The organism is Gemmobacter lutimaris, from assembly GCF_003570715.1.
Lineage (GTDB): Bacteria > Pseudomonadota > Alphaproteobacteria > Rhodobacterales > Rhodobacteraceae > Gemmobacter > Gemmobacter lutimaris.
Map to the genome: position 1 here is coordinate 203,518 of NZ_QXXQ01000004.1, position 13,566 is coordinate 217,083.

The following is a 13,566-nucleotide window of genomic DNA, read 5'->3' on the forward strand; positions in this document are numbered from 1 at the left end:
CCATGTCTATCCAAACGCCCGGCCCGCAGGCCGGAGGCGGCAATGGCCGCATCAATCCCCTGTATTTTGCCGTATGGCGCTGGCATTTCTATGCCGGGCTATATGTCATTCCTTTCCTTTGCATGCTGGCGGTGACCGGCCTTGTCATGCTTTGGATCAGCTATGGCGCGGGTATCGGCGCCGAACGCATGACGGTTCCGGTCGGAGCGACACCGCTGGCGCCTTCGGTCTTGCAAGAGGCGGCCGAGGCGGCGGTGCCCGGTGGCAGGGCAGTGCAATATGTGGCGCCGCTGGCGTCCGACAAGGTGGCGGCCTTCGCCGTGGCAACCGATGCCGGCAAGACGGGCGTGGCGCTGGACCCCTATACCGGCGCCGTGGTTCACAGCTTCCCGTGGCGGGCGGGCTGGTATGACCTTGCCAATGACATTCATGGTTCGCTTCTCCTGGGCACCTTGGGCGACCGGCTGATCGAGGCGGCTGCCTCGCTGGGCCTTCTGCTGGTGGCGACCGGGCTTTACCTGCACTGGCCGCGCGGCACCGGCTGGCGGGCGGCGCTGGTGCCGTCCGTCGCGCGTCGGGGCCGGGCGCTGTGGAAATCGCTGCATGGCGTGGTCGGCCTTTGGGTTTCGGTGCTGCTGGTGCTGTTCCTGATTTCCGGCCTTAGCTGGGCCGGGATCTGGGGCGAGAAATTCGTTCAGGCCTGGAGCACGTTCCCGGCCGAAAAATGGGACAATGTTCCGCTGTCGGACGCGACCCATGCCAGCATGAACCACGGCGCCGCGAAAGAAGTGCCCTGGGGGCTGGAACAGACCCCGATGCCCGCCTCTGGCTCGCTGGCCGGGCAGGCGGCGATTGCCGGGCCGGTGACGCTCGACAGCGTGGCGGCCTTTGCGCAAGCCCTGGGCTTTGACCGCCGGTTCCAGATCAACCTGCCGGGCAGTGACAGCGGCGTCTGGACCATCAGCCATGACAGCATGTCGAACGACGGGCCGGACCCGGCGGCGGATCGCACGCTGCATATCGACCGTTACACCGGCAATGTGCTGGCCGATGTGCGCTATGCCGATTATTCGGCCTATGCCAAGGCAATGGCCTGGGGCATCGCCTTCCACGAGGGCGATCTGGGGCTGTGGAATCTGGTGCTCAACACCGCCTTCTGCCTGTCGGTGGTGTTCCTTGCGGTCTCCGGTCTGGTGCTGTGGTGGAAGCGCCGCCCGGCGGGGGCCTCGCGTCTGGCCGCGCCGCCGCGCCCCGAGGTGGTGCCGCAGGCGCGCGGTGTGCTGCTGATCGGGCTTCTGCTGTCGATGGCCTTCCCCATGCTGGGGCTGACGCTGCTGGCCGTGCTGGCCTTCGATCTGCTGGTGCTGACCGGCCTGCCGCCGCTGCGGCGCGCGCTGTCCTGACCTTGCACGATGGCCGGGCGGCGGGTTCCCGCTGCCCGGCTGAACTTATCGTGACAGCCTCGGGGGGAACGGCGGGCAGGGGATGCCTGTTGTCTGGTCATACCGCGTCGGGAAGGTGCAGGGCGATACAGAAAGCCCGGTTTCCCCGCCGCTCAACCTGAACGGAGGCAGACATGAAAACCCTTCTCAACTCGACGATTCTTGCCCTTGGGCTGACCGCCGGCATGGCGGGCGGGGTTCTGGCCGACACTGCGACCACCACCCCCGATCCGGCCGCGCCGCAAGCCGCAGCGCCCGCAGAGACCATGGCGACCGACGCGACGGCTTCGCCTTATCTGAGCACGATCGACCAAGGCGTGCGCGCCTCCGATTTCATTGGCAAGCGTGTCTGGCTGACCGAAGCCGATACCAGCGCCCTGAACCCCGATGGCTATGCCGAGGCGTCGGCCGACTGGCAGGATGCGGGCGAGATCAGCGATGTGATCCTCAGCCGCAGCGGCGACACCGAGGCCGTGCTGGTTGACTTCGGCGGCTTCCTCGGGATCGGCGAAAAGACTGTGGCCATCGACATGGCACGTCTGACCATGGTGCCGGATGCCGACAGCCCGCAAGACTATTTCATTGTGTTCAACGGCACGAAAACCGATCTGGAGGCGGCGCCCGCCTTTGACACCGCCATGATCTTCAGCACCGAAGCCCCGGCAGGGGATCGCGCGGAAGTGACGGCTGATCCGGTGGCAACCCCGGTGGCCCCGATGGCGACCGATACCACCACGGCTCCGGCGGCCCCTGCCGAAACCATGGCCGAAGCCCCGGCCACCGGCGCGGCAGATGCTGCGGTGATGGGCGAGCCCGTCGATTTCACCGGCGTGACCGAGGCCGATCTGGTTGGCAAGCGCGTCTATGGCCCCGGCGATGAACATGTCGGCGAGGTCAGCGCGGTGACGCTGGACGGCAATGGCGCTGTGCAATCGGTGGTCGTTGATGTCGGCGGCTTCCTTGGCATCGGCGAGAAATCGGTGAGCCTGACCGCCGACATGCTGCGCATCGCCCCCGATGCCGATGGCGATGGCACCGTGTTGCATGTCAGCGCGACCGAGGATCAACTGAAGGCACTGCCCGAAGCGGCCGGTTGATCGCCCGACACCTTCGAAGCCCGGCCGTGTAGGCCGGGCTTTACTGTTTGCGCATCTGGCCGAGGCTGGCCGCCACGATGAAGATACCTGCCGCGACGGTCACGATGGAGGGGCCGGCGGGTGTGTCGAGGCTCAGCGACACACGCAGCCCGCCTACCACCGCCGCGCCGCCGATCAGCGCCGCAAGTGCCGCCATCGCCTCGGGGCTGCGGGACAGGCCACGCGCCGCAGCGGCCGGGATCACCAGCATCGCCGCGATAAGCAGGGCCCCCACCACCTTCAGCGCCACCGCCACCGTGACCGCCAGCGCCAGCACCAGAACCAGCCGCTCGCGGTCGGGGTTTAGGCCCGAGGCAGCCGCCAGATCCTCGCTCAGCGTTGCGGTCAGCATGGCATTCCAGCGCCAGTAAAGCAGGGCCAACACCAGTGCGGCACCACCCCAGATGAAGCCCAGATCGGCACGCGACACAGCAAGGATGTCGCCGAACAGATAGGCGGAAAGGTCCGTTCGCGCCTCGGGCACGAAGCTGACGGCGACAAGGCCGAAAGCCAGCGCCGAATGCGCCAGCACGCCGAGCGTGGTATCCAGCGCCCAGCCGCGTGCGGCCAGCCCCGCCACGGTTACCGCCATGGCCAGTGCGACCGCCAGCGTTCCCAGCCCGACCGGCAGGTCGCTTGCCAGCGCCAGCGCGACGCCGAGGATCGAGGCATGCGCCGTCGCGTCGCCGAAATAGGCCATGCGTCGCCAGACCACGAACGACCCCAGCGGTCCGGTTGCCAGTGCCAGCCCCAGACCGGCCAGTGCGGCGCGGATCAGGAAATCGTCAAGCATGATGGTGTTGATCCCCGTCGCTGTGGTCGTGCTCATGGTCGTGACCATGGGTGTGATCGTGGTCATGGACATGCTGGTAAAGCGCCAGCGCGCCTTGCGTGCCCAAGCCAAAAAGGGCGCGGTATTCCGGCGCGTTCGACACCACGCGCGGCGTGCCCTCGCAGCAGACATGGCCGTTGAGGCAGATCACCCGGTCCGAGGCGCTCATCACCACATGCAGGTCATGGCTGACCATCAGAACGGCGGCGCCAGTGTCGCGGCGGACCTCTTCGATCAGCCGGTAGAAGGCCGCCTCGCCGGGTTGGTCGAGCCCCTGCGTGGGTTCATCGAGGATCAGAAGTTCCGGCCGCGTCAACAGGGCGCGGGCCAGCAACACACGCTGGAATTGCCCGCCTGACAGGCCAACCATCGGCCGGTCTGCCACTTCGGGCACCCCGACACGGGCCAGCATCGCCTCGGTTTCCGCTTTGCCATGCCGACGCGGCAACGACAGGAAGCGCCGCGCGGTCAGGGGCAGCGTCCGGTCGATATGCAGCTTCTGCGGCACATAGCCGATGGCCAGCCCCGGCGCGCGGATGATGCTGCCATGTTCCGGCTTCAGGATGCCTAGCAGCGCCCGCAGCAATGTGGACTTGCCTGAACCATTGGGCCCGAGGACCGTGACGATCTCGCCCCGGTCGATCTTCACCGAAACATCGTGCAGCACCTCTTGCCCGCCCAGACGGACGCAAAGGCCGCGCGCCTCGATCAGCGGCGCGGTCATGATGGTTCCCGGCAGGCGGGGCAAAGACCCAGAGCCTCGATGCTGGCGCGTTCGACGGTAAAGCCCAGATCGGCCGCAGCGCCATCCAGTGCCGCGCGCACCGGCGCGGCGGGCGCCTCGGCCACCGTGTCGCAGACACGGCAGATCAGGAAAGCCGGGGCATGTGCCTCGCCGGGGTGCATGCAGGCCGCAAAGGCGTTCAGCCGCTGGATGCGATGGGCAAGCCCGTGTTCCACGAGGAAATCCAGTGCCCGATAGGCCACGGGCGGCTGGTTGCCGTAGCCTTCGGCCGCCAGACGTTGCAGCACGTCATAGGCGCCCATGGCGCGATGCGCCTCCAGCAGGATCTCCAGCACGCGGCGGCGCACCGGGGTCAGGCGCGCGCCGCTGGCGGCAAGGCTCGCCTCGGCCTGCGACATCACCGCATCGCTGCATTGGTGATGATCGTGATCGTGAAAGGGCTGCGGGTCCATGCGGCACCTCTTGACGCGTTATGATATTACATACATAGATCGCCCATCCGCCAAAGCGAAGAGGTTTCCGATGCGTTATATCATATCCGCCGCCCTTGCCAGCACCGCCCTTTGTGCCCCGGCCATGGCCGAAGTGCCGCGCGTGGTGACCGACATGACGCCGACCTATGGTCTTGTCGCCACGGTGATGGGCGATCTGGGGCAGCCGGAACGTCTGCTGGATCAGGGGGCGAATGCCCATGACTTCCAGTTGCGCCCGAGCCAGGCCGCCGCGCTGGCAGATGCGGGTCTGGTGGTCTGGATGGGGCCGCAGCTTTCGCCATGGCTTGACCGGGCGCTGGGCGGCGTTTCCAAGGGCCAGCAACTGCGCCTGCTGGAGGTTGCAGGCACGCATCTTCAGCCCTTTGGGGAAGGGCACGAGGACCACGACCATGATCACGGTGCAGAAGCCGGGCATGACGGTCATGACCACGATCATGCCGAAGAAGCCGGGCACGACGATCATGACCATGATCATGCCGGGGAAGCCGGGCACGACGATCCCGAGGAAGAGCACGACCACAGCGGCACCGACCCGCATGCCTGGCTCGACCCGGCGAATGGCGCGGTCTGGCTGGAGGCGATTGCCGCCCAGCTTTCTGCGCTGGACCCGGAAAATGCCGCGACCTATGCCGCCAATGCCGCGAAGGGCAAAGAGGCCAATGCTGCCGCCGACGCCCGGATCTCCGCGCAACTGGCCCCGGTGCAGGGAAAGCCGATTGTCGTCTTCCACGATGCCTATGGCTACTTCGTGGGGCACTACGGGCTGACCATAGCGGGCAGCGTCTCTGCCGGTGATGCCGCCGCCCCCGGTGCGGCGCATCTGGCGGAACTGCGGGCGCGGGTGGGCGAGGGCGTGGCCTGCCTGTTCCCCGAGGCAGGCCACGCGCCCAAGACCATCGAACAGATCGCCGAAGCCGCAGGCGCGCGGCAGGGCGGGGCGCTGGATCCGGCCGGCGTGATGCTGCCCGCCAGCGCCGACGGCTACACCGCCGTGCTGGAGAGCCTTGCGACAACCCTGGCCACATGCCTCACCGCCCCGTGAGCAGCCCTTGACCTTCCCCCCGGCTCGTGAATTTCTAGCGGAATTCGGGCCGGGGGAGGCGTGCATGATCCGCGAGTTCGGGCAGACGGCAGCGGGAGAGGCGGTGCAGGCAGTGACGCTGCGCGCGGGCAAGCTGACCGCCACCATCCTGACCTATGGTGCCATCCTTCAGGATCTGCGGCTTGCCGGTCTGGGCTACAGCCTGACGCGCGGCTCTGATGATTTCACGGAATACGAAGGCGCGCTGCATTATCACGGTGCGGTGATCGGCCCGGTTGCCAACCGCATCGCCGGGGCGCAGGCCGATATTGGTGGTCTGCCATGCCGGTTCGAGGCGAATGAGGGCGCGAACTGCCTGCATTCCGGCGGCAGCGGTCTGCACCGCAAGCTGTGGCGGATCGAGTCCTCAGCCGAGGATCATCTGACGCTTGTCTGCGATCTGGCGGCGGGGGAGGGCGGCTTTCCCGGCAACCGGCAGGCCCGTGCCGTGTGGCGGGTCAGCGCGCCCGCGACGCTGCATCTGACGCTGGCCATGACCACGGATGCCGATACCCCGGCGGCGCTGACCAATCACAGTTACTGGAACCTCGATGGCAGCACCGACTGGTTGGGCCATCAGTTGCGCATCGCCGCCGACCGGGTGACGGAGACCGATGCCGCGCTGCTGCCCACAGGGCGGCTGATGCCTGTGGCTGGCGGCGATCTGGATTTTCGGGCGGGCCGCCGCATCTGGCCGGGCGAGCCTGCGATGGACACCAACTTCTGCCTGTCGAACGGCCCGCAGCCGCTGCGCGATGTGCTGTGGCTGACCGGCAAGACCGGGGTCGAGATGGTGGTGGCGACGACCGAGCCGGGGGTGCAGGTCTATGACAACCGCACCGTCCCGCGCCGGGGTGCGGCGCCTTACGAGGCGCTGGCGATCGAGCCGCAATTCTGGCCCGATGCGCTGCACCAGCCCGCTTTCCCCTCGATCCTGCTGCGCGCGGGTGAGACCCGCGAACAGCGGATACGCTGGCGCTTCGGCACCTGACGCTCAGGCCGCGCGGCCGTAGAAGCCGCGCTGTTCCTCGGCGGTAAAGCGCACGCCGGGCGTTTCGAAATAGGAAAATACCGCGATCACCCGGGGCGTCGCGCCCTCGACCGGCGTCACCCGATGCGCGGTATGCTTGCCGCGAAACACGTTCAGCGTGCCGGGCGACAGGGTGATGGCGCGCAGTTCCGGGTCTTCGCCGCGCAAAAGCCGCGCCACACCCGCATAATTCGGGTTCGCATCGTCGCGCAGGTCGCGGCGGTATTCGAACAGCCCCCCGGCCTCGGGCGCCTGCAACAGCAGCGTGGTGGTGAATTCGGACCGATCAAAATGCCAGTTCAGCCCGTCGCCCGTCGCATAGGACATGGCATTCAACGCGGCCAGCGGATCGGCCATCGGATACAGCGCGGGCTTGCCCATCGTGGCGGCAAGGAAGTGGGCGAATTCGGGCCAGTGATAGAGGCGGTCCAGCGCGCCGCCGATCTGATCGGCGCAAAGCGTGCGGTTGCGGGATTCGACTTCCGCCAGCGCCGGATGATCGGCAGGCAGGCCCTGAATGTCCTTGCGGAAATAGATGTTATGGCGGCGCGCATGCACATGCGCCTCGGTGGTAAATTTCGGCGTCAGTGCGGCGGTTGTCTCGGCACTTGCCTCGGCGCCCAGAAAGCCGGGCAGGTTGAACATGCCGGTGGCCGCCAGTTCGGCCCGCGCGGCATCCACAAGCGCCTGCCATTCGGGACTGTCCGGCCGGTCCAGCGGGTAGCGGTCAAGGTCGATGATGTCGCGCATGGGAACCTCCTGCTGTGCGGGTTCTGTCCAGACTGCGCCGGATTGCGAAAGTTGCAATCGGGGGAAATCTGAGGAACCATAAGGAAAACCGGAGGGAAGATGTTGCCACCCCTGAATGCCCTGCGTGCCTTCGAGGTTGCCGCCCGCTGCGGCAGTTTCACCCGTGCAGGCGAGGAACTGGGTGTCTCCTCTGCCGCGATCAGCCTTCAGGTCCGCCAGCTGGAGGATCACCTTGGCAAGCGGCTGTTCCTGCGGCAGGGCAACCGGCTGAGCCTGACAGCCGCCGGTCTGGCCTTGCAGCCGCGCCTTGGTGCCGCTTTTGCCGAGATTGCGGCGGTGACCGGCGAATTGCGCGATGGCCCACCCCGGCGGCGCTTCGTGCTGTCGGTGTTGCCCTCGCTGGCCGAATGCTGGCTGCCCGAGGCGCTGGCGGGCGCTCCGCTGGCCGATCTGGCGATCCGGGTGGAGGATGATCCGGTGGATTTCACCCAAGGGCCGCATCTGCGGCTGACTTATGGCGGGCAGGCCTATCCCGCCCATGCCATCCACACGCTGTTTCAGGATGAAATCGTCGCGGTATCCGCCGATGGCGCGGCGGATCGGCCCATTCATATCGACTGGGGCGCTGCCTATCCCAATGAACCGGACTGGGCGACATGGGCCGCCGCTGCGGGGTTGCCCGCGCCCGACCGGGGGCAGGGGCTGGTGGTGCCCTCCATCGTCATGGCGCTGTCGCTGGCGCGGGCCGGGTTGGGGGCGGCACTGGCGCCGCGCCGGTTGGTGGCGGCGGATCTGGCGGCGGGGCGGTTACGGCTTTGCCCCGGCCCGGCGCTGCCGATGCGGCAGGCCTATGTTGCCATTCATCCGGTGGCGATGACCGGGCGCCGCCCGCTGGCGGCGCTGCTGGCGCATTTCGCTCAGCTATCGGTGCCCGAGGCGGCGGCGCCTTCGAACCAGCGCACGATGGCCTGACGTTCCTGCGGCTCGATGTAGCTGAGGTTCGCGGGCGGCATCGCATGGGTCAGCCCGGCCTGCACATAGATACGCCGCGCCTCATGCGCGATCTGCTCCGGTGTTTCCAGTTTCACGCCCTTGGGCGCCCAGTGCAGCCCCTCCCACGCCGGTTCCTCGGCATGGCACATCGAACAGCGCCCCATGATGATCGAGGTCACATCCTCGAACCCCGGCGCGCTGGCATAGACCAGCGCCTGACCCTTCAGCGCCGCCTGTTCCGTCACCGGCTCGTGCCGGATCGAGGACAGCCAGGCGATCAGCAGCATCAGGATCGCGGTCGCGGCCCAGGTCCAGTAGGGCGCCCCCTTGCGGGCGTGCTGTGTGTTGAACCAGTGCCGGATCGTCACGCCCATCAGGAACACAAGGCTGGCAATAGCCCAGTTGTAGGGCGTGGCAAAGGCCAGCGGATAGTGGTTCGACAGCATCAGGAACAGCACGGGCAGCGTCAGGTAATTGTTGTGCGTGCTGCGCTGCTTGGCGATCTTGCCGTATTTCGGGTCCGGCTTGCGTCCGGCTTGCAGATCCGCCACCACGATGCGCTGGTTTGGCATGATGATGAAGAACACATTGGCCGACATGATCGTCGCGGTGAAGGCGCCAAGGTGCAGCAGTGCCGCGCGGCCGGAAAAGACGTGGGTGTAAAAGAGGCTCATCGCCACCAGAACCCCGAACAGCGCCACCATCAGCACCGTCTGGTTGGCATTGACGAAAACCTTGCACAGCGTGTTGTAGGCGATCCAGCCGAAGGCGAGTGAGGCCATGGAAATCGCAATGGCCTGCCACGTTTGCAGTTCCATCACATTGGGGTCGACCAGATAGAACTCTGCCCCAAGGTAATAAACCAGCACCAGCATGGTGAAGCCGGAAAGCCAGGTCATGTAGCTTTCCCATTTGAACCAGATCAGGTCCGAGGGCATGGCGGCCGGCGCCACGAGGTATTTCTGGATATGGTAGAAGCCGCCACCGTGGACCTGCCATTCCTCGCCATCCGCGCCCGAAGCAAGGTTGCGGTCGCGGTGCAGGCCAAGGTCCAGCGCGATGAAATAGAAGCTCGACCCGATCCAGGCGATGGCCGTGATCACATGTGTCCAGCGGACGGCAAATTCCACCCATTCCCAGATGACGGCGAAGTCATACATCGGCAGCCCCCTTGCGATTTTCAAAAAGGTATACCGGGGCACACCTTTTCGGTTAATTCATCAAATGACAGATCACTTTCAAATGCGCGAAGAAAATGAGGGCCGGGCGCGATGTCCTATGTGAACAACATAAAGATGTTCGTGCGTGTCTATGAATTGGGCAGCATGAGCGCGGCCGCCCGCGACCAGCGCACTTCGCCCGCTGTGGCCTCGGCCCGGATTTCGGAGCTGGAAAAACATCTTGGTGTGCGGCTATTCAACCGCACTACGCGCAGTCTGCAACCGACCGAGAATGGCCGCATCTTCTATGAAGGCGCCCGCAAGGTGCTGGAGGCGATCGACGAGGCCGAGGCGGCGGTGGTCGATGTGACGCAGAACCCGCGCGGCTCGATCTTCGTGGCGGCACCGCTGGGGATCGGGCGGCGCTTCATCGCGCCGCATGTGCCTGCCTTCAAGGACATGTATCCGCAGATCGACGTGCGGCTGCGCCTGTCGGACCGCAATGTCGATGTCACGGCCGAGGGGCTGGATGTGGCCTTTCACCTCGGCCTTTTGGAGGACAGCACGCTGAAGGTGCGGCTGGTGGCCGATTGCCCGCGTGTGCTGTGCGCGGCGCCTGCCTATATCGCCGGGCGCGGCATGCCCGCCGACGGGGCGGCGCTGGTCGCGGGGCACCACGATTGCCTGAACCTGCGCTTTCCGGGGGCGCGCGAGTTTCAATGGACCCTGCAAACCCCCGAAGGTCCGCGCCGTTTTGAAATCACCGGCCCGTTTGAAAGCGATGATGGCGATGTGCTGACCGGCTGGGCGCTGGACGGACGCGGCATCGTGATGAAGCCGATCTTCGAGGTGGCCGAATATCTGCGCGAGGGGCGTCTGGTGCCGGTGGCCACCGCCACGCCGCCAACGGCGACACAGCTTTCCTGCCTCAGCCAGCATCGCCGGTTCCGTGACCCGAAGATCCGGCTGTTTGTCGATTTCATCGTGGCGCGGATCAAGGCCGACATGGCGGCGCGGATGCAGGGGCTGGTGCTGGAACCGAATGGATGATGGCGCATTGTCTCCGGACGGCGCAGATCGGGGCCAGACGTTGACCAAGGTGCAAGCATGACGATCCCACCCGCGACGATCTGCGTCGTCGCCAATCCCAAATCCGGCCGCAACAGCCGCGACCGGGCCGCCATCGAGGCGGCCATGGCCGTGTTCGGTGCAGCGGCCGAATTGCGGCGCTGGCACAAGGGCGACGATCTGGAGGCTTTCGTGAACCGTGCGGTGGCGGATGGCTTTACCACCATCGTGGCCGCCGGGGGCGATGGCACGGTGATGGGCGTCGCGCATGCGCTGGTCGGCACAGACATCAGCCTCGGTGTCCTGCCGTTGGGGACGTTCAATTATTTCGCGCGCGGCCTCGGCTTGCCGCAGGAACCGGCCGAAGCAGCCCGTGCCATTCTTCGCGGGCATCACCGCAAGATCGCGGTGGGCAGCGTGAACGGTCAGGTGTTCCTCAACAATGCCTCGGTCGGGCTTTACCCCTCCATCCTGCAAGAGCGGGAAGACATCTATGCCCGCTGGGGCCGCTCGCGTCTCATGGCGCATTGGTCGGTGCTGCGGACGCTGGTGCGCTTTCAGCGCCCGATGCACATGCGGTTGACCGCCGACGGGGTGACGCGCGATCTGGTCACCCCGTTGATCTTTGTCGCGCGTTCCGCCTATCAACTGCGCCGCTTCGGGCTGGAGGGCGAGCAGGCGATCAGCGACGACCGTTTCGCGGTGTTCATCCTGCATGACGGCACGCGCTGGCAGCTTCTGCGCCTGACACTCCGTCTGGCAATGGGGCGGCTGCGCGCGGGACGGGACATCGACCTGCTGACCGCGGCCTCGCTGGAGGTGCAGACCCAGAGGCCGCGCCCCCGTGTGGCCTTCGACGGCGAAAAGACCCGGATGCCAGTGCCGCTGGCGTTTCGCATCCAGCCGGATGCCCTGACGATCATCGTGCCGGACCCGGCAGACCGGGTTGAGGCATGACACGCATCCTGCATCTGTCGGACCTGCATTTCGGCACGGTGGCGCCGGGCCTGATTGCCCCCTTGCGCGCCTCTGTCGCGCGGCTGCACCCCGATCTGGTGGTAATCTCCGGCGATCTGACCCAGCGCGCCACGGCGGCCCAGTTTGCCGCGGCGGCCGACCTGATCGCCAGCCTTCGATCTCCGGTGCTGTGTGTCCCCGGCAATCACGACACGCCGCTCTGGAACCTGTGGGAGCGGCTGGTCCATCCCTGGCGCCGCTATCGCCGGGCGATCACGCCCGATCTCGCGCCGGTCTGGCAGGGGCCGGGGGCGGTGGTGGCGGGGGTGAACACCGCCAATCCGCTGGCGTGGAAACAGGGCCGCATCACCGGCGCGCAGCTTGATCATCTGGCCCGCAGCTTTGCCGAAGCGGGCCCGCGCGCCCGCGTCGTGGTGATGCATCACCCGCTGGAACATCTGCCGGGGGAAAAGGAATGGCTGATGCAGGGGGCGGATCTGGCCTTGCGCCGCCTGCCGGAGATGGGCGCGCAGATCGTGCTTTCGGGGCATGTGCATGTGAGCCATGCCGGTCCGTTTACCAAGGCGCCGGGGCTTCTGTTCGTGCAGGCGGGCACCGGCCTGTCCACCCGTACCCGCACGGAACGCAACGCGTTCAACCTGCTGGCGCTTTCCCCCGGCGCGGCCGAGGTCACGACCTTTGTTGCACGGGAAACCGGCGACTACTGTCAGACGGGCAGCCGTCGTTTCGCCTTGACGGTGCCATGATGGAAACGCTGTGGGATCGTGGCGGTTTCCGCATTGCCTACAGACCGGGGCAGGGCGAGGCGCTGGTCATCGCCTTCGCCAGCATCGGCCATGATGCGACGCGCATGCCCTCGCCCGAATTCATCCGCAGCACCACGGGCTTCCCCGCGCTGTTCGTGATGGACGAGGGCCGAAGCTGGGCCAGCGGCGCCGATTTCGCCCCCGGCCTTGTGGCGGCGCTGGCGGCAGTGCGGGCACGTCAGCCGGTCAGCCGTATCGTCGCCCTCGGGGTGTCGATGGGCGGCTTCTGCGCGCTGGCGGCCTCTGACGTGCTGCGGATCGACGCGACACTCGCCTTCTCGACGCAGTTCAGTGTCGATCCTGCGGTTATGCCCGGCGAAACCCGCTGGTGCGACTGGACCAGCCGCATTACGGCCTTCCGGCCCGCCTGCGCCCCGCTGCAAGGCTGGGCCTGCCTGTTCCACGGCATGCAGGACGATGCGACACAGGCGCTGGCCTTTCCGCAGCAGCCGGGCACCGACCAGTTCCTGTTTGCCGATCAGGGACATAGCAGCCTCGCCCCGCATCTTCGGGCGCGCGGCGTGATGCGCGGGCTGGTCGAGGCTGCCGTTTCGGGCGACCGCCGCCGCCTTGTGCGCATCGCTACTTCGGCGGGCGGGCGGCTTCGCGCGAAGGCTCAGTTGCCGCGATAAGTGGAATAGGCGAAGGGTGAGATCAGCAGCGGCACATGATAGTGCTGCCCCGCATCGGGAATGCCAAAGCGGATCGGGATCTCATCCAGAAACAGCACGCCTTCCCCCGCCTGACCGCTGGCGCGCAGATAGTCGCCTGCGAAGAATACCAGCTCGTAGCTGCCTTCCTTCAGCGCATCGCCCGCCAGCATCGGCTGATCGGTGCGCCCGTCGGCATTGGTGACCACCTCGGCAATCTTGCGGTGGCTCTGCCCCGAGATGTGGTAAAGCGCGATCCGCACTCCCGCCGCGGGCTTGCCGCGCGCCGTGTCCAGAACATGCGTTGTCAGGCGTCCACCGCTCATTCCCTGCCTCTTTTCGCTGGTCATTCCTGCGCCAATCCTGCCCTGCTTCGCCATGCAATGCGACACCGGACTTGC

General features: G+C 66.7%; 15 protein-coding genes. 9 read left to right on the forward strand and 6 right to left on the reverse strand.

What is annotated here, in order from left to right; all coding sequences use genetic code 11:
* Window positions 1-2 precede the first annotated feature (2 nt).
* A complete protein-coding gene (locus tag D2N39_RS09325) occupies window positions 3-1,403 on the forward strand; it encodes a PepSY-associated TM helix domain-containing protein (protein ID WP_119134512.1) in 1,401 nt (466 codons plus the stop codon).
* 173 nt (window positions 1,404-1,576) lie between these two features.
* A complete protein-coding gene (locus tag D2N39_RS09330) occupies window positions 1,577-2,539 on the forward strand; it encodes a PRC-barrel domain-containing protein (RefSeq protein ID WP_119134513.1) in 963 nt (320 codons plus the stop codon).
* Between the two features lie 40 nt (window positions 2,540-2,579).
* Here D2N39_RS09330 and D2N39_RS09335 read toward each other — a convergent pair whose 3' ends face one another.
* Genes D2N39_RS09335 through D2N39_RS09345 form a run of 3 tightly spaced genes read right to left on the reverse strand, consistent with a single transcriptional unit; the run spans window position 2,580 to window position 4,607 of the window.
* On the reverse strand, window positions 2,580-3,371 hold the full coding sequence (locus D2N39_RS09335) for a metal ABC transporter permease (protein ID WP_119134514.1): 792 nt from the start codon (window positions 3,369-3,371) through the stop codon (window positions 2,580-2,582).
* Window positions 3,364-4,134: a metal ABC transporter ATP-binding protein gene (locus tag D2N39_RS09340; RefSeq protein WP_119134515.1), complete on the reverse strand. Its 771-nt coding sequence runs from the start codon at window positions 4,132-4,134 to the stop codon at window positions 3,364-3,366. The genes D2N39_RS09335 and D2N39_RS09340 overlap by 8 nt, the downstream gene beginning before the upstream one ends.
* Window positions 4,131-4,607, reverse strand: coding sequence for a Fur family transcriptional regulator (locus D2N39_RS09345; protein WP_119134516.1), 477 nt, complete (start codon window positions 4,605-4,607; stop codon window positions 4,131-4,133). The genes D2N39_RS09340 and D2N39_RS09345 overlap by 4 nt, the downstream gene beginning before the upstream one ends.
* Before the next feature lie 70 nt (window positions 4,608-4,677).
* Between D2N39_RS09345 and D2N39_RS09350 the strand changes: the two genes are divergently transcribed.
* Complete coding sequence (locus D2N39_RS09350) at window positions 4,678-5,691, forward strand: zinc ABC transporter substrate-binding protein (protein WP_119134517.1); 1,014 nt, start codon at window positions 4,678-4,680, stop codon at window positions 5,689-5,691.
* A 64-nt stretch (window positions 5,692-5,755) separates the two neighbouring features.
* Window positions 5,756-6,721, forward strand: coding sequence for an aldose epimerase family protein (locus D2N39_RS09355; protein WP_233557101.1), 966 nt, complete (start codon window positions 5,756-5,758; stop codon window positions 6,719-6,721).
* Between the two features lie 3 nt (window positions 6,722-6,724).
* Here the strand turns inward: D2N39_RS09355 and D2N39_RS09360 are convergent, their stop codons facing one another.
* The gene (locus tag D2N39_RS09360; protein WP_119134518.1) at window positions 6,725-7,510 is read right to left on the reverse strand and encodes a HalD/BesD family halogenase; all 786 of its coding nucleotides are present in this window, start codon (window positions 7,508-7,510) and stop codon (window positions 6,725-6,727) included.
* A 99-nt stretch (window positions 7,511-7,609) separates the two neighbouring features.
* Between D2N39_RS09360 and D2N39_RS09365 the strand changes: the two genes are divergently transcribed.
* Entirely contained in the window at window positions 7,610-8,482 is an 873-nt protein-coding gene (locus tag D2N39_RS09365; protein ID WP_119134519.1) for a LysR family transcriptional regulator, read from the forward strand.
* Here the strand turns inward: D2N39_RS09365 and D2N39_RS09370 are convergent.
* The gene (locus tag D2N39_RS09370; RefSeq protein ID WP_119134520.1) at window positions 8,428-9,663 is read right to left on the reverse strand and encodes a urate hydroxylase PuuD; all 1,236 of its coding nucleotides are present in this window, start codon (window positions 9,661-9,663) and stop codon (window positions 8,428-8,430) included. The genes D2N39_RS09365 and D2N39_RS09370 overlap by 55 nt on opposite strands.
* A gap of 111 nt (window positions 9,664-9,774) precedes the next feature.
* On the opposite strand from D2N39_RS09370, the gene D2N39_RS09375 reads away from it, so the two are divergent.
* Genes D2N39_RS09375 through D2N39_RS09390 form a run of 4 tightly spaced genes read left to right on the forward strand, consistent with a single transcriptional unit; the run spans window position 9,775 to window position 13,147 of the window.
* Window positions 9,775-10,713, forward strand: coding sequence for a LysR family transcriptional regulator (locus D2N39_RS09375; RefSeq protein WP_119134521.1), 939 nt, complete (start codon window positions 9,775-9,777; stop codon window positions 10,711-10,713).
* 57 nt (window positions 10,714-10,770) lie between these two features.
* Window positions 10,771-11,688 carry a diacylglycerol/lipid kinase family protein gene (locus D2N39_RS09380; RefSeq protein ID WP_119134522.1) on the forward strand — a complete coding sequence of 306 codons (918 nt, stop codon included), beginning with the start codon at window positions 10,771-10,773 and terminating at the stop codon, window positions 11,686-11,688.
* On the forward strand, window positions 11,685-12,455 hold the full coding sequence (locus tag D2N39_RS09385) for a metallophosphoesterase family protein (protein WP_119134523.1): 771 nt from the start codon (window positions 11,685-11,687) through the stop codon (window positions 12,453-12,455). The genes D2N39_RS09380 and D2N39_RS09385 overlap by 4 nt, the downstream gene beginning before the upstream one ends.
* Window positions 12,452-13,147: a hypothetical protein gene (locus tag D2N39_RS09390; RefSeq protein ID WP_147373463.1), complete on the forward strand. Its 696-nt coding sequence runs from the start codon at window positions 12,452-12,454 to the stop codon at window positions 13,145-13,147. Before D2N39_RS09385 ends, D2N39_RS09390 begins: the two co-directional genes overlap by 4 nt.
* Here D2N39_RS09390 and uraH read toward each other — a convergent pair.
* A complete protein-coding gene (gene uraH, locus D2N39_RS09395) occupies window positions 13,132-13,491 on the reverse strand; it encodes a hydroxyisourate hydrolase (protein WP_119134525.1) in 360 nt (119 codons plus the stop codon). The genes D2N39_RS09390 and uraH overlap by 16 nt on opposite strands.
* Between the last annotated feature and the right edge of the window lie 75 nt (window positions 13,492-13,566).

What these genes read in the sequence shown, in the direction of transcription:
- D2N39_RS09325 (WP_119134512.1), top strand. Translation starts at nt 3, where the DNA reads ATGTCTATCCAAACGCCCGGCCCGCAGGCCGGAGGCGGCAATGGCCGC.
- D2N39_RS09330 (WP_119134513.1), top strand. Translation starts at nt 1,577, where the DNA reads ATGAAAACCCTTCTCAACTCGACGATTCTTGCCCTTGGGCTGACCGCC.
- D2N39_RS09335 (WP_119134514.1), bottom strand. Translation starts at nt 3,371, where the DNA reads ATGCTTGACGATTTCCTGATCCGCGCCGCACTGGCCGGTCTGGGGCTG.
- D2N39_RS09340 (WP_119134515.1), bottom strand. Translation starts at nt 4,134, where the DNA reads ATGACCGCGCCGCTGATCGAGGCGCGCGGCCTTTGCGTCCGTCTGGGC.
- D2N39_RS09345 (WP_119134516.1), bottom strand. Translation starts at nt 4,607, where the DNA reads ATGGACCCGCAGCCCTTTCACGATCACGATCATCACCAATGCAGCGAT.
- D2N39_RS09350 (WP_119134517.1), top strand. Translation starts at nt 4,678, where the DNA reads ATGCGTTATATCATATCCGCCGCCCTTGCCAGCACCGCCCTTTGTGCC.
- D2N39_RS09355 (WP_233557101.1), top strand. Translation starts at nt 5,756, where the DNA reads ATGATCCGCGAGTTCGGGCAGACGGCAGCGGGAGAGGCGGTGCAGGCA.
- D2N39_RS09360 (WP_119134518.1), bottom strand. Translation starts at nt 7,510, where the DNA reads ATGCGCGACATCATCGACCTTGACCGCTACCCGCTGGACCGGCCGGAC.
- D2N39_RS09365 (WP_119134519.1), top strand. Translation starts at nt 7,610, where the DNA reads ATGTTGCCACCCCTGAATGCCCTGCGTGCCTTCGAGGTTGCCGCCCGC.
- D2N39_RS09370 (WP_119134520.1), bottom strand. Translation starts at nt 9,663, where the DNA reads ATGTATGACTTCGCCGTCATCTGGGAATGGGTGGAATTTGCCGTCCGC.
- D2N39_RS09375 (WP_119134521.1), top strand. Translation starts at nt 9,775, where the DNA reads ATGTCCTATGTGAACAACATAAAGATGTTCGTGCGTGTCTATGAATTG.
- D2N39_RS09380 (WP_119134522.1), top strand. Translation starts at nt 10,771, where the DNA reads ATGACGATCCCACCCGCGACGATCTGCGTCGTCGCCAATCCCAAATCC.
- D2N39_RS09385 (WP_119134523.1), top strand. Translation starts at nt 11,685, where the DNA reads ATGACACGCATCCTGCATCTGTCGGACCTGCATTTCGGCACGGTGGCG.
- D2N39_RS09390 (WP_147373463.1), top strand. Translation starts at nt 12,452, where the DNA reads ATGATGGAAACGCTGTGGGATCGTGGCGGTTTCCGCATTGCCTACAGA.
- uraH (WP_119134525.1), bottom strand. Translation starts at nt 13,491, where the DNA reads ATGAGCGGTGGACGCCTGACAACGCATGTTCTGGACACGGCGCGCGGC.